This window comes from Algibacter pacificus (genome assembly GCF_008033385.1).
Lineage (GTDB): Bacteria > Bacteroidota > Bacteroidia > Flavobacteriales > Flavobacteriaceae > Algibacter > Algibacter pacificus.
In genome coordinates, this window is sequence record NZ_ML701731.1 from 149,251 (window position 1) to 162,709 (window position 13,459).

Genomic DNA, 13,459 nt, shown 5'->3' on the forward strand with positions numbered 1-13,459 from the left:
TTCGATGTAACAAATGAGAAAGGTGGTCGTCATCATATTAAATAGCCGTAACCTAGCTGTTTTATAAAACCAATTAAAAATGACTCAAACAGAGTTTTTAAATGTTGTAATGCCTTTTAAGGATAAAGTATTTCGGTTGGCGAAACGCTTGCTAGTTTCTACGGAAGAGGCCGAGGATGCTACGCAGGAAATGCTTTTGAAATTATGGAATAATAAGGAAAAGATGGCCGAGTATAAAAATGTGGAGGCTTTTTCGATGACGATGACTAAGAATTTTTGTTTCGATAAATTAAAGTCGAAGCAGGCACAGAACCTTAAAATTGTACACACCAACTACGAGGATAAGCAAACGGCTTTGCAAAAGCAGATGGAGTTGAATGATAGCGTAAACTGGGTGTCTAAAATTATTGAGGATTTGCCGGACTTACAGAAAACAATAATTCAGTTGCGAGATATAGAGGAATATGATTTGGATGAGATTGCGAAAATGCTGGACATGAATAATACAGCGGTACGTGTAAACTTGTCGAGAGCAAGAAAAACAATAAGAGAAAAGTTGACTAATACACATAATTATGGTGTTAAATAATATAGAAAAATTACTAGAAAAATACGATAATGGTGAAACAAGCCTAAAGGAAGAGCAACTGTTAAAAAACTATTTTGCAAGTGACGATGTTGCGCCCCATTTGGAAGTTTATAAATCCATGTTTGGTTATTTTTCAATATGTAACCGGGAGCAGTTTAATAAGGACATTATTTTTGAAACTGAAGTAAAAACAAAGAAACAACCTTTTAATTACAAGTGGTTAGCGGTTGCCGCAGTGGCCGTTTTAATGATTGGGTTTTACTTTGGAGGTTCGCTAAATAATAATGATTTAGGGACTTATGAAGATCCGGAGTTGGCTTTAATGGAAGTAACGAAATCTTTAGAAATGATTTCGAAAAACTTTAATAAAGGTGTGGCTACGGTGAATTATTTAGACCAAATAGAAAAAGGAACCGCTACGTTGGGATACCTTAACGAAGTGGAAAATGCGACTGGAATAATTTTTAAAAATTAATTAAGAAAAAAAATGAAGAATTTAAATAGATTAAAATCAAATACAATGAGAAATAGATTAATAGTATTCGTAATGGCGCTAGTTTTACTACCATTAACAGGTATGGCGCAGCAGGATGTTTTTGATAAATATAGTGATAATCCCAATGTGACTTATGTGTCTATTAAACCTAAAATGTTCCAAATGATTGCTAAAATGGGCATTAATGTGGACGATGCCGAAGCGCGAGCGTATATGGATATGGTGAAAAGTATTACTAGTTTTAAAACCATGATTACCGATAATAAAACTATAGCTGCCGATCTTGGTAAATGGGTAAAGTCGCGTTCTAGTGCGCTAGAGGAACTCATGGAAGTTAAGGACGATGGTACAAATGTGAATTTTTACGTAAAAGAAGGCAAAGATGCCGACCATGTTAAAGAGCTTTTAATTTTTGTAAACGGTATTGATAAATACATGGAAGAAGGTATTGAAATTGGTGGCGAGGAACGTAAAATTGAAACCGTTGTCGTGTCGCTTACTGGAGATATTGACTTAAACGAAATATCTAAACTTACCGATAAAATGAATATTCCAGGAGGTAAACATTTAGAAAAAAACAGATAAGGTAATGCTATTTTAAAAAAAAGTATAACTCAATTAAAATAATCAATCAATCAATCAATCAATCAATCATGAAACGAGCAGTTCATCACATGTTATTAGGTCTTTTTGTTGCAGCTATTTTAGTAAGCTGTAACAATGGGCCAACATTGCAAACCTATTTTGTAGATCACCAAGAGGCGCCTAATTTTATTTCGCAAGATTTACCGCTTTCCATGTTGAATATGGATACTTCTAATTTTACAGAAGCGCAGCTAGACGCTTTTAATTCTGTAAAACGATTGAATTTTTTAGCCTATAAAGCGAATGATAATAATGCCGATTCTATGAATATAGAAATGGTTACTGTAAAAGAAATATTGAAGCATAAACAATATAACGACTTAATAGAGTTTAGTGATAAAGGCAATAAAATTATTGTAAAATATATTGGTACTGATGAGGAAGCCGATGAGATTATCCTTTTCGGAAACTCGAAAAAACTAGGTTTTGGAATTGTACGTGTTTTAGGAGATAATATGAACCCTACTAAAATGGGCACCTTGATTGCATCTTTAAACCATGCGGATATAGATCTCAATCAGCTAAAAGATATTAAGAATTTTTTCAACTAAAATATTTAGTATAATTACCATTTAGTGGTAATATTAAAAAAGGGACACTTTTATTAAAGCGTCCCTTTTTTATGATATATATAGAATTTTCAACTCTTAAATCCCCGTATAATTACTTGGTGTAATTTGTTTTAATTCGGCTTTAATAGCATCCGAAACCTCTAAAGTATCAATAAAATTAGAAATAGACGCTTGGTTTATTTTTTCGTTAGTTCGGGTTAACCCTTTTAAAGCTTCATAAGGATTTGGGTAAGCCTCACGACGCAGTATAGTTTGGATAGCCTCGGCAACTACAGCCCAGTTATTTTCTAAATCTTGAGCAAATTTATCTTCGTTTAAAAGTAATTTGTCTAAACCTTTTACAGTCGATTTAAAAGCAATTAAAGTGTGCCCAAAAGGAACGCCTACATTACGTAAAACCGTACTATCTGTTAAATCACGTTGTAATCTTGAAACTGGTAATTTAGCCGAAAGATGTTCGAAAAGCGCATTTGCAATCCCTAAGTTTCCTTCAGAATTTTCAAAATCGATAGGGTTTACTTTATGTGGCATCGCTGAACTTCCTACTTCGCCAGCTTTAATTTTTTGTTTAAAATAATCGGTAGAAACATAAGTCCAGATATCGCGATCTAAATCTAAAATAATGGTGTTTATACGTTTTAAGTTATCAAATAAAGCGGCTACGTGATCGTAATGCTCAATTTGTGTGGTTGGAAACGAGTGATGTAAACCTAATTTTTCTTGAACAAATTGGTTTCCAAAAGCTTTCCAATCAATATTTGGATATGCTACGTGATGAGCATTAAAATTCCCTGTTGCTCCACCAAATTTAGCAGCACTTGGAATATCATTCAATAAGTTAAATTGTTCTTGTAAACGCACCACAAAAACTTCAATTTCTTTTCCTAAACGGGTTGGAGATGCTGGTTGTCCGTGGGTTCTTGCTAACATTGGGATCTCTGCCCAATCTTTAGATAATGTTTTAAGTTTTTCTAAAACCACAAAATATTCAGGAACATAAACATCGTTCATAGCTTCCTTAATACTTAAAGGAATAGCCGTGTTGTTTATATCTTGAGAAGTTAACCCAAAGTGGATAAACTCTTTGTATGCCGAAAGATTTAAAGCATCAAACTTTTCTTTTATAAAATACTCAACCGCTTTAACATCGTGGTTGGTAACACTTTCAATTTTTTTGATAGCCAAAGCATCTTCCGAAGAAAAATTCTTATAAATACCTCTTAAATCTTCAAAAACACCGTTATCAACAGATTCTAATTGAGGTAAAGGAATTTCGCAAAGGGCTATAAAATATTCAATTTCAACTAAAACACGATATTTTATTAAAGCTTCTTCCGAAAAATAAGGCGCTAATTCGTTTACTTTACTTCTATAACGACCATCGATTGGCGATATGGCGTTTAATGCAGATAATGACATAGTTTATTTGATTTTTTTGAAGCTGTAAATATAGTTGTTTTACACGGAAATTTGAACACCGAAGCTCGAAGTTTTAAAGCTTTTAAATTATTTTCTATTTAGCTTTTTCAAAATTTGTCGCGCACGTGCTTTAAATGCCGCACTTTGAATATTAAAATCGCGTTCTAAAATGGTTTTTAATTCGGGATGTACCCAATCAAAATCCTTTCCGAATAAAAAAAGGGTGACCATGCTATAGGCTTTCGCTGCCACTTTTTCATCGTTAATCATATAATCGAAACAGGTTTCAATAATACGGTTTTGATGCGTTTTGGTTAGTGCCATTTTTATGGCGTTATCGTCTTTTGCATAGTAATGTTTTGCTAAAAGTTCACAAATTTTGGCTGCAGGGCGAACAGCCGAATCCAAATGAATTTTGTGCATGTTTTCTGTAAAAGTATCTAAATATGGAATTATAGTTTCCATGTTTTCACTACAAGTAAATTCTAAAACCCAAGCGGCTCGCGGTGATATTTTATCGTCCACCAAAAAAAGAATGTCTAATAATTTTGGGATTAACTCGGGGTTGTTAATCATCATATTCGCATAAAACAACCGCTTTTCTCTGGAGTGGTTGGCGTAATTTAATTCCTTATACAGTTGCTCAATAGTCAAATGGATTGTGTATTTTTATGGTTTAAATTTAAATAAAAAGAAGATGTTAAAAAAAGTATTATTGGTATTATTGATAGCATTTGTCGTTGGTCAGTTTTTTGGGACAGAAAAGAATGAAGGCGATTTAACTTCGGTTAATGCGTTTTTGGCTGAAACTAATCCGCCAGAAGAGGTTAGACTTATTTTAGAAGAAACTTGTTACGATTGCCATAGTGATGCAACTCGCTATCCTTGGTATAACAATATTACACCCGTAAATTTTTGGTTAGCTAACCATGTTAATGAAGGCAAAGAAGAATTAAATTTTTCAAACTGGGTGGGGAATTCCGTAAAACGAAAAGACCATAAGTTTGAAGAAATTATTGAAATGGTTGAGGATAAAGAGATGCCTTTAGAATCTTACACCATAACGCATAAAGAAGCTAAACTTAGCGATGCACAAATTGAAGCAGTTGTTGGTTGGGCTAAATTGGTACGTATAAAATATAGTATGGAGGCGAAGCCGGAGTAAATTAGTCGCAGTCACAGTCACAGTCACAGTCACAGTCACAGTCACAGTCACAGTCGCAGTCACAGTCACAGTCACAGTCACAGTCACAGTCACAGTCGCAGTCACAGTCACAGTCGCAGTCACAGTCGCAGTCACAGTCACAGTCGCAGTAGCATTCAAAAAGGAGAGCAGTCATTACGTTTTAATATTATATAATTTAAGTGAATAAAAAAGTGCTAATTATCGGTTTTGTTTGGCCAGAGCCTAGAAGTTCTGCGGCAGGAAGCCGGATGATGCAATTGATTGAAACGTTTCAAACTCAAAATTACGAGATTACTTTTGCGAGCCCCTGTGCCAAAACAGATCATGCCTTTAATTTGAAAAGTATTGATGTTGCACAAGAAAACATTGAACTTAATAATTCTAGTTTTGACGATTTTGTAAAAGCTTTAAATCCCGAGATTGTACTTTTCGATCGGTTTATGATGGAAGAACAGTTTGGGTGGCGGGTTACTGAAAATTGCCCAAATGCTATTAAAATTTTAGATACCGAAGATTTACACAGTTTACGAAAAGGCAGGCAACAAGCCTTTAAAGATGGCGCAGATTTCGATAAAAACTATTTATTTAATGATACGGCAAAACGAGAAATAGCCAGTATACTTCGATGCGATTTAACTTTAATTATTTCGCAAGCGGAAATGGATATTCTAAAAAATGATTTTAAAGTAGATGATGCTTTACTGCTTTATCTGCCTTTTATGTTAGATGACATTTCTAAAGAAACCATTGAAAAACTTCCAAATTTTGAAGATAGAACGCATTTTATAACGATTGGAAATTTTTTACATGAACCTAATTATAATGCCGTTTTATATTTAAAAGAAACCATTTGGCCCTTAATCCGAAAGCAACTTCCAAAGGCAGAATTACATATTTACGGGGCTTATACTTCGCAAAAAGTGAATCAATTGCACAACGAAAAGCAAGGCTTTTTTATTAAAGGTTTTGCCAAAGATGTTAATAGCGTGATGCAACAAGCTAGAGTTTGTTTAGCACCAATTCGGTTTGGAGCAGGCTTAAAAGGTAAATTAATTGATGCCATGCAAAATGGTACACCTATGGTAACATCTACTGTTGGTGCCGAAGGGATGTTTGGGGATTATGAACCTAACGGATTTATTGAAGATGATGCCAGCTGTTTTGCAAACAAAGCCGTTCAGCTTTATAAAAATGAATGGTTTTGGACCGAAAAACAGCAATACGGATTTGCTGTAATTAACAATCGATTCAACTCTGGGAAACATCAAAAAGTGTTTTTATCCCGAATTAAATCGATTGTTGAAAATTTATTTATGCATCGTCAAAATAATTTTATGGGGCAAATGCTGCAACATCATAGCATGCAAAGCACCAAATTTATGAGCCGATGGATAGAAGAGAAAAATAAAGCCTAAGCTTCTACTTCACTTTTCTTAATTTTTCTGTAAGTAAAGGAATTAAAAATGTTTCGTTTACCAAAACGTGTTTGTTTATCCGATTGTGAAAATTTGATATACAAGGCTTTGTTTACACCAAAAAACTCATAAGTATTTCCGTCTAAAAAGGTAACCTCTAAAAGCAACCCTTTATGTTGCCAATCCATTATAGGTGTCGCAATAGTGGCATTGAATTCGTCTAAATTAGCAGCCTTTGTTTCTGGAGCAATGCTCACTAAAAAATGATACCCATCAATAATTTGGCGACTTTTTAATTCAGCTTCAACAGCTTTTTCGTCTCCAGCCTGAAATTTATCAGGGTGCCATTCTTTAACTAAGTTTCGGTAAGAAGATTTAAGAGATTTTAAGCTCATATCTTGTTCTGCACCAAATAATTTCTTGTATTCATTAATACGTTTCATAAAAAGCAATTCTAAATTTTGCGCGAAGATAGTCTTTTTAAAACGGTTATAGTTTTGTAAATTAACTATTTCTACTTTAAATGGTTGCAGTCATGAATAATACTGTATATGTTATTCTAAAATTAATTTTTATGTAATAGTTTAATTACTTTAGAAATTCCAACAGTTGCCGGTTCGGCTATTACTGTGACGTTTTTATTACTTTCCATGTTTGGTTTTGGATCTATAAAATAAACAGCTGTCTGTTGTGGTACATAATGTATTAAACTCGCAGCCGGATACACTTGCATCGATGTACCAATAATGATTAAAATATCGGCAGTTTCACAAATTTGAATGGCTTTGTCTAGCATGGGGACATCTTCTCCAAACCATACAATATGCGGTCGTATTTGATAGCCTTTATCGCATAAATCCCCAATTTTAATGTCAGTCGTACACGGTTTTATATCCGTTTTATCAAAAGAACTTCGGGATTTTAAAAGCTCGCCGTGTAAATGCGTGATGTTTGTACTGCCGGCCCGCTCGTGTAAATCGTCGACATTTTGAGTAATGATACTCACTTTAAATTCCTTTTCAAGCTCAGCTAAATCCAAATGTGCTTTATTAGGTTTAACCGTGTTAAGTTCTGTACGGCGTTGGTTGTAAAAATCCAAAACCAATTTGGGGTTAGCAGCAAACCCCTCGGGTGTGGCTACTTCCATCACATTATGACCTTCCCATAAACCATCGGCATCGCGAAAGGTTTTTATACCACTTTCGGCACTTATGCCAGCTCCTGTTAATACAACTATATGTTTCATACTGTTAAAAATAAATATTTAAAATGAATTTGAATGCTTTAAATTTTAGTAAAATCAATAGGTTTTTATAGGAAATTATTCAGAACTGATAAATCTAAAAAACTTTTATATTTTTGGCCTATGATTGACATGAAACTCTTAGAGCATTTGGAAACCTTCCTAACGCCATCACGAAAGGAAAAATTCGATAAAGTTTTAGCACAGCGTACCAAACATTTTACGGTGGCCACCGAAGATGTGTACCAACTGCACAATACAAGTGCGGTTATGCGTACTTGTGATGTTTTTGGAATTCAAGAACTTAATATTGTGGAAGAACAAAACAGTAAAGATATTGATCGGGAAATTGCCATGGGTGCTCAGAAATGGGTAGATTTAAATCGTTACAATCACGTTAAAGACTGCCTCGTCGATTTAAAAGCCCAAGGGTATCAAATTGTAGCCACTACACCACATGCTAATGACTGCGATATTAAGGATTTTGATGTGACTAAAAAGTCGTGTTTTTTCTTCGGAAGAGAAACGGAAGGGTTATCGCAAACCGTTTTAGATGAAGCCGATTGTTTTTTAAAAATCCCTATGGTTGGATTTACCGAGAGTTTAAATATTTCAGTTTCGGCGGCTATTATTTTGCAACAAGCCACGTCTAAATTAAGACAAACCGATTTGGAATGGCATTTAACTGAAGATGAAATTCTTGAAAAACGGTTAGATTGGTGTAAGAAAACTATAAAAAGTTACGAAAAAATTATAGCACGTTTTTATGAAACGGTTTAAATTTTACAATGGCGACTTAAAAACCCATTTTTCACTATTTTATTCTAACGGTATCGGGAACTAATTTTGTATAATCGCCATTATTTCTAATCACATCACGCACAATAGATGAGGATATGTACGATGTTTTTGCAGCCGTTAAAAGAAAAACGGTTTCAATAGAAGCTAGCTCGCGGTTGGTATGGGCAATCGCTTTTTCAAACTCAAAATCAGCTGGATTTCTTAAACCACGTAATATAAACTCCACACCTATTTCTTGACAAAAATGCACGGTTAATCCTTCGTAGGTTACTACTTTCACTTTAGGTTCGTCGGCAAATGTTTTTTCAATAAAAGCTTTACGTTCTTCAAGGGAGAACATATATTTTTTATCGGCATTAATACCAATGGCAACTATAATTTCATCAAAAAGGGTGACACCACGTTTTATAATATCGTAATGTCCTAAAGTTATCGGATCGAATGACCCTGGAAATAATGCTTTTCTCATAATGTTTTGTCTTCCCAATTAAAGGACATATTTATGCGTTAGTAAAGATACAATTCTAAAGTTTGATTGAGAATTAAGTATCGAGAATTAAGAGTCAAGAATCAAGAAAAAAGACTTGAGATTCTAGACTTGAGTATTAAGTATCGGGTATTAATGATTAAGTGTTTTATTTTAAGGCTTCTTCAATGGCGCTATCAAATAAGTCGCTTAAACTAATTCCTGCGGCTGCGGCTTGCTGTGGTAAAATGCTTTCTCGAGTTAGCCCCGGAATGGTATTCATTTCTAATAAATGGGGTTCGCCATCTTTAAAAATATACTCGCTTCGGCTAAAACCTGTCATTTTTAAAACCTCATAAACCTTTTTTGCAACGGTGTTTACTTTGTTTTCTTGCTCTTTTGTAAGTCTTGCTGGTGTTATTTCTTGCGATTTTCCTAAATATTTAGCTTCATAATCGAAAAAATCATTTTCACTTACAATTTCGGTAATCGGTAATACTTTGGTTTCACCTTTATAAATAATAACGCCAACAGAAACTTCGGTCCCATCTAAAAAAGATTCAATAATAATTTCATCATCCTCTTTAAAAGCAGCATCAATGGCGGGTTGTAAATCGGCTTTCGTATGCGCTTTGGAAACACCAAAACTGCTTCCGGCTTTATTCGCTTTTACAAAACAAGGCAAGCCAACTTTGGCAATAATATCATCTTCATTTATTACATCGCCTTTGTTTACAAAATAAGATTCCGCAGTTTTAATACCATAAGGTTTTAGTACACTCAAACAATCGCGCTTATTAAAAGTAATACCGGCTTGATACATACCACAGCTGGTGTGCGGTATGTTTAGCAAATCGAAATATCCCTGCATAAAACCATCCTCTCCGGGCGAACCGTGTATGGCATTAAACACACAGTCGAAAGTGGTTTTTACACCATTTACCGTTACCGAAAAATCGTTTTTATCAATAGGGAATTCGGTGTCATTGACATCCACATAAACCCATTTATCTTTAAATATATGAATGCGATATGGGTTGTATTTTGTGCTATCTAGGCATTCAAAAACGACATTTCCGCTGGTTAAGGAAATTTTATATTCGCTAGAGTAGCCTCCCATAATAATGGCGATATTCTTTTTCATTGGTGTGTGTTTATATATTCCGCGCAAGCGAAAAAATCTTTATTCAGTCTAAAATCAAAAATAAAACGTAACTATAATTAGTTAATATTCGCAAAGCTAAAATATCATATAAATTACAAAAGAAAAAACAGTTCTGTTTTTATATCTTTGCCTAATTATAAAAATTATACATGAGCATTTTTAAATTCCTTGTTAGTAAATCGTTTGTTAAGCAATTAGTGCTAGCTATTGTGGCTATTGCAGTACTTTGTTTCATTATGTTGAAATGGTTAAATGTCTCCACAAATCACGGTAATTTTGAAACGGTTCCAGAATTAACTGGAAAATCTATTCATGTGGCCGAAATAGAATTAAGCGAAAATAATTTGAAGATGGAAATACAAGATTCGGCAAATTATAATCCTAATTACCCTAAGTTTTCGGTAATAGAACAAGAGCCTGTTTCTGGAACACAAGTTAAGAAAAACAGAAAAATATATTTAACATTAAACCCATCTGGTTACCGAAAAATTGTGGTCCCCGATTTAAAAGAACGTACCTTTCGCCAAGCCAAACCAACTTTAGAAGCCTTAGGGTTTAAAGTGGGAAAGCTATCTTATGAAGATAATATTGCCGAAGATATGGTACTGCGTATGACGTACAAAGGCAAAACACTACAACCCAACGATAAATTAGCGAAAACTTCTGTTATAGATTTAGTTTTAGGAAACGGTAACAGACCTTAATTATGGACGCATATACCCCACAATTGCCCGACGAAGACAACCTTTACGAACACCATTCATTTACAGTAGATAAAGGGCAAACACCGCTTAGAATTGATAAGTATTTAATGAATTTTGTTGAAAATGCCACCCGAAATAAAATTCAAGCAGCAGCCAAAAATGGTAGCATTTATGTTAATGATGTCCCTGTAAAATCGAATTATAAAGTAAAACCTTTCGATGCTATTCGTGTGCGTTTTGCACACCCACCATTCGAGAATTTATTGGTTGGTGAGGATATTGATATCGATGTGGTTTATGAGGACGATGATTTATTAGTTGTAAATAAAGCAGCAGGCATGGTTGTGCATCCAGGACACGGCAATTACTCCGGCACTTTAATAAATGCCCTAATTCACCGTTTCGATAATTTACCAAATAACTCCAGCGAGCGCCCCGGATTGGTGCACCGTATCGATAAAGACACCAGCGGTCTTTTGGTAGTCGCGAAAACCGAGGAAGCTATGGCGCATTTATCCAATCAGTTTGCCAATAAAACCAGCGAGCGCGAGTATGTGGCCATTGTTTGGGGAAATGTAAAAGAAGACGAAGGTACCATTGAAGGCAACATTGGCCGACACCCCAAAAACCGATTGCAAAATACCGTGTTTTTCGATGACGAAGCCGATAAAGGCAAGCCAGCCGTAACACATTACAGTGTTTTAGAACGTTTAGGTTATGTTACTTTGGTATCTTGCAAACTCGAAACCGGACGTACACACCAAATTCGTGTGCACATGAAACATATTGGGCACACCCTGTTTAACGACGAGCGTTACGGTGGTGAAAAAGTACTAAAAGGCACCACGTTTACCAAGTACAAGCAATTTGTAGACAACTGCTTTAAGGTATTACCAAGGCAAGCCCTGCATGCAAAAACACTCGGCTTTGTACACCCAACCACCGGAGAATTTATGCGTTTTGATAGCGACATTCCAGACGATATGCAACAATGTATCGAAAAATGGAAAACTTATTCTAAACATCAAGAATTAGAATAATAACGTTTTGGGCGTTACCCGAAAAGGGTCGGGCTTTACGCTATATCTTTTTGCGTAATATTTAACTTTTATTAAAGTTTAAGCCTAAAAGTGCACCCCGTTTTTTATTAAGATTATTAGTGCTTTTTTTATGCAAAAAGGATGCCGCTGCAATCCCTAACGCGGGTGCTTGCTGGAGAAGTGAAATTTGGCTTTTGCTAACGTTACCTGTTTTTGTTATTTCAACCAAAGGGAGAAATTACATGAAGAGCGGCGGTTTTGCTGTTTGGAATTATGGGATTTCTCCTAGTATCGAAATGAAATATATAAGGATTAGTTATCCTTAAACTTGAAGAATAATTTTTTTTGCATAGCATTATGTACACTCGTTGCAAACAATCGCTAGCGGGGAGGTTTAGTGATTTTTACTTGTTTTTTACCACAATACTTTGTTGGCTGCAGGCTTTTATTCTCTTTTTAAATTTTCGTATTTCAATTACTAACTTGATTTAAGTATGATTTATATTCCACAATAATGATTATTCCAATTATTATTAATTCAAGTATGAAATATATCCATCCTAGTTCAGTAAGTTTTTCAGAATACTTTATTATCAATCCAAGGGAAATTAACGAATAGATACTATTACTAATTATTAATATTTTTAAAAAAGGTTTCCAATTTGACTTAATAAACCTGTTACAACTCATTGAGAAAATAAACAAGCTAAAGCCTATTCCAGATAATAGATATAATGTCTTTTTAGGCATTCCGAAATGCGGTTCCAATTGTGCTAAAATTCCGAATAATGAAATCGCAGTTATTAAAGCTCCGAAAGCATCAATCAGAAAAATTCGTTTTGGATTAATTTTAAGTTCATTCAGAAAGTTTTGTTTCCAATTTGACATATTCAATATTTGTTATTACATCCTGTTTTTTAGCTTGCTGGTAACGTAACGTGTTTGTGAATGATTAGTTGCGTGGTTAAGCTCTAAAGTTGGCAAATAAAAACCAAATAGAAAAAAAACGAAAATATTTTTAATTTAAGCAGTTGATTATAAGTTAATTACGTTCATTTTTTAGGCGTGGTTTTTTTATTCGCTTATTCTATTAATTTTAAATCTATTCTCTCGTTTAGAATTCTGATTATTTCAATTCTATCATTTGACATTTGCCGATAAAATATTATGTGATTTCCAAATTTTGCGCGAGTAAGTTTTTGTTTATTCCGTAATATTCTTTTCCAATATCGGGATTATTTCCTATTCCATTACAAGCCATTTTAATTGTTGCCAAAGGAAAGCGCAAAAAAACAGTCTTAATAGCTGTGTGTAATAAGTTGCTAAAACAGGCTTTTGCAATAGCAAAATCAGGATTGATATATGGTGATATTTATAAAAGTACTTTAGCGAAAAATTAATAGATTTTTACTTGTTTTTTACCACAGTACTTTGTTGTTCTTAGTGCTTTTTCAATATTTCAATCAATTTTGTATTCACATAACACTTTCTCTTCCAATCTTTTGAGAGGTTAGTATTCCAATTTCTTCCATTTTTTTTAAATATCGAGAAGCGGCCTTTCTTTCTACGTTTAATTTTTCTACAACAAATTCTATTTTAGAATAAGGTTGTTCAAAGAGTAATTCAATTAATTCTTTTCTGTAAATTTTAGGTTCCTTTTCTTGTGCATATATTATAGTTTTATCCAATAATACTTTAATTGAATTTATTTTCTCAAT

15 protein-coding genes and 2 pseudogenes are annotated in these 13,459 nt (G+C 34.1%); 10 read left to right on the plus strand and 7 right to left on the minus strand.

Going from position 1 to position 13,459, the window contains the following annotated elements; genetic code table 11:
- Positions 1-79 precede the first annotated feature (79 nt).
- From FQU21_RS00605 to FQU21_RS00620, 4 genes are all read left to right on the plus strand, one after another.
- Positions 80-589, plus strand: coding sequence for an RNA polymerase sigma factor (locus tag FQU21_RS00605; protein ID WP_147676081.1), 510 nt, complete (start codon positions 80-82; stop codon positions 587-589).
- Complete coding sequence (locus FQU21_RS00610; RefSeq protein ID WP_147676082.1) at positions 576-1,064, plus strand: hypothetical protein; 489 nt, start codon at positions 576-578, stop codon at positions 1,062-1,064. The genes FQU21_RS00605 and FQU21_RS00610 overlap by 14 nt, the downstream gene beginning before the upstream one ends.
- Positions 1,065-1,109: 45 nt before the next feature.
- The gene (locus tag FQU21_RS00615) at positions 1,110-1,670 is read left to right on the plus strand and encodes a DUF4252 domain-containing protein (protein ID WP_147676083.1); all 561 of its coding nucleotides are present in this window, start codon (positions 1,110-1,112) and stop codon (positions 1,668-1,670) included.
- A gap of 68 nt (positions 1,671-1,738) precedes the next feature.
- Complete coding sequence (locus tag FQU21_RS00620; protein WP_246124701.1) at positions 1,739-2,281, plus strand: DUF4252 domain-containing protein; 543 nt, start codon at positions 1,739-1,741, stop codon at positions 2,279-2,281.
- Positions 2,282-2,377: 96 nt separating this feature from the next.
- On the opposite strand, the gene purB is transcribed toward FQU21_RS00620, so the two are convergent.
- Together purB and FQU21_RS00630 are read right to left on the minus strand one after the other, a co-directional pair.
- Positions 2,378-3,721, minus strand: a complete 1,344-nt coding sequence (purB, locus tag FQU21_RS00625; protein ID WP_147676084.1) for an adenylosuccinate lyase — start codon at positions 3,719-3,721, stop codon at positions 2,378-2,380.
- Positions 3,722-3,808: 87 nt separating this feature from the next.
- On the minus strand, positions 3,809-4,375 hold the full coding sequence (locus FQU21_RS00630; RefSeq protein WP_147676085.1) for an adenylosuccinate lyase: 567 nt from the start codon (positions 4,373-4,375) through the stop codon (positions 3,809-3,811).
- A 43-nt stretch (positions 4,376-4,418) separates the two neighbouring features.
- Between FQU21_RS00630 and FQU21_RS00635 the strand changes: the two genes are divergently transcribed.
- Both FQU21_RS00635 and FQU21_RS00640 read left to right on the plus strand, forming a co-directional pair.
- Positions 4,419-4,886: a heme-binding domain-containing protein gene (locus FQU21_RS00635; RefSeq protein ID WP_187269293.1), complete on the plus strand. Its 468-nt coding sequence runs from the start codon at positions 4,419-4,421 to the stop codon at positions 4,884-4,886.
- Between the two features lie 200 nt (positions 4,887-5,086).
- Positions 5,087-6,322 carry a glycosyltransferase gene (locus FQU21_RS00640; protein WP_147676086.1) on the plus strand — a complete coding sequence of 412 codons (1,236 nt, stop codon included), beginning with the start codon at positions 5,087-5,089 and terminating at the stop codon, positions 6,320-6,322.
- On the opposite strand, the gene FQU21_RS00645 is transcribed toward FQU21_RS00640, so the two are convergent.
- Both FQU21_RS00645 and FQU21_RS00650 read right to left on the minus strand, forming a co-directional pair.
- Positions 6,319-6,765 (minus strand): KTSC domain-containing protein, encoded by a 447-nt coding sequence (locus FQU21_RS00645; RefSeq protein ID WP_147676087.1) that lies wholly within the window; start codon positions 6,763-6,765, stop codon positions 6,319-6,321. The two genes, FQU21_RS00640 and FQU21_RS00645, sit on opposite strands and share 4 nt — an antisense overlap.
- 122 nt (positions 6,766-6,887) lie before the next feature.
- Positions 6,888-7,568, minus strand: coding sequence for an SIR2 family NAD-dependent protein deacylase (locus FQU21_RS00650; protein ID WP_147676088.1), 681 nt, complete (start codon positions 7,566-7,568; stop codon positions 6,888-6,890).
- A 120-nt stretch (positions 7,569-7,688) separates the two neighbouring features.
- On the opposite strand from FQU21_RS00650, the gene FQU21_RS00655 reads away from it, so the two are divergent.
- Positions 7,689-8,345 carry a TrmH family RNA methyltransferase gene (locus tag FQU21_RS00655; protein WP_147676089.1) on the plus strand — a complete coding sequence of 219 codons (657 nt, stop codon included), beginning with the start codon at positions 7,689-7,691 and terminating at the stop codon, positions 8,343-8,345.
- Positions 8,346-8,379: 34 nt separating this feature from the next.
- Here the strand turns inward: FQU21_RS00655 and coaD are convergent, their stop codons facing one another.
- The gene (gene coaD / locus FQU21_RS00660; protein WP_147676090.1) at positions 8,380-8,835 is read right to left on the minus strand and encodes a pantetheine-phosphate adenylyltransferase; all 456 of its coding nucleotides are present in this window, start codon (positions 8,833-8,835) and stop codon (positions 8,380-8,382) included.
- A 166-nt stretch (positions 8,836-9,001) separates the two neighbouring features.
- Complete coding sequence (locus FQU21_RS00665) at positions 9,002-9,976, minus strand: D-alanine--D-alanine ligase (RefSeq protein ID WP_147676091.1); 975 nt, start codon at positions 9,974-9,976, stop codon at positions 9,002-9,004.
- A gap of 170 nt (positions 9,977-10,146) precedes the next feature.
- Here FQU21_RS00665 and FQU21_RS00670 point away from each other — a divergent pair, with 170 nt between their 5' ends.
- The 3 genes and pseudogenes from FQU21_RS00670 to FQU21_RS17615 all read left to right on the plus strand — a co-directional run.
- The gene (locus FQU21_RS00670) at positions 10,147-10,701 is read left to right on the plus strand and encodes a PASTA domain-containing protein (RefSeq protein WP_147676092.1); all 555 of its coding nucleotides are present in this window, start codon (positions 10,147-10,149) and stop codon (positions 10,699-10,701) included.
- A gap of 2 nt (positions 10,702-10,703) precedes the next feature.
- Positions 10,704-11,741 (plus strand): RluA family pseudouridine synthase, encoded by a 1,038-nt coding sequence (locus FQU21_RS00675; protein WP_147676093.1) that lies wholly within the window; start codon positions 10,704-10,706, stop codon positions 11,739-11,741.
- 1,265 nt (positions 11,742-13,006) lie between these two features.
- Positions 13,007-13,141: pseudogene (locus FQU21_RS17615) on the plus strand (IS110 family transposase); the annotation flags it as partial.
- Between the two features lie 75 nt (positions 13,142-13,216).
- Here the strand turns inward: FQU21_RS17615 and FQU21_RS00690 are convergent.
- Positions 13,217-13,459, minus strand: a pseudogene (locus tag FQU21_RS00690) (Fic family protein); the annotation flags it as partial.

What these genes read in the sequence shown, in the direction of transcription:
- FQU21_RS00650 (WP_147676088.1), bottom strand. Translation starts at nt 7,568, where the DNA reads ATGAAACATATAGTTGTATTAACAGGAGCTGGCATAAGTGCCGAAAGT.
- FQU21_RS00620 (WP_246124701.1), top strand. Translation starts at nt 1,739, where the DNA reads ATGAAACGAGCAGTTCATCACATGTTATTAGGTCTTTTTGTTGCAGCT.
- FQU21_RS00610 (WP_147676082.1), top strand. Translation starts at nt 576, where the DNA reads ATGGTGTTAAATAATATAGAAAAATTACTAGAAAAATACGATAATGGT.
- FQU21_RS00645 (WP_147676087.1), bottom strand. Translation starts at nt 6,765, where the DNA reads ATGAAACGTATTAATGAATACAAGAAATTATTTGGTGCAGAACAAGAT.
- FQU21_RS00635 (WP_187269293.1), top strand. Translation starts at nt 4,419, where the DNA reads ATGTTAAAAAAAGTATTATTGGTATTATTGATAGCATTTGTCGTTGGT.
- coaD (WP_147676090.1), bottom strand. Translation starts at nt 8,835, where the DNA reads ATGAGAAAAGCATTATTTCCAGGGTCATTCGATCCGATAACTTTAGGA.
- FQU21_RS00655 (WP_147676089.1), top strand. Translation starts at nt 7,689, where the DNA reads ATGATTGACATGAAACTCTTAGAGCATTTGGAAACCTTCCTAACGCCA.
- FQU21_RS00675 (WP_147676093.1), top strand. Translation starts at nt 10,704, where the DNA reads ATGGACGCATATACCCCACAATTGCCCGACGAAGACAACCTTTACGAA.
- purB (WP_147676084.1), bottom strand. Translation starts at nt 3,721, where the DNA reads ATGTCATTATCTGCATTAAACGCCATATCGCCAATCGATGGTCGTTAT.
- FQU21_RS00605 (WP_147676081.1), top strand. Translation starts at nt 80, where the DNA reads ATGACTCAAACAGAGTTTTTAAATGTTGTAATGCCTTTTAAGGATAAA.
- FQU21_RS00670 (WP_147676092.1), top strand. Translation starts at nt 10,147, where the DNA reads ATGAGCATTTTTAAATTCCTTGTTAGTAAATCGTTTGTTAAGCAATTA.
- FQU21_RS00615 (WP_147676083.1), top strand. Translation starts at nt 1,110, where the DNA reads ATGAGAAATAGATTAATAGTATTCGTAATGGCGCTAGTTTTACTACCA.
- FQU21_RS00665 (WP_147676091.1), bottom strand. Translation starts at nt 9,976, where the DNA reads ATGAAAAAGAATATCGCCATTATTATGGGAGGCTACTCTAGCGAATAT.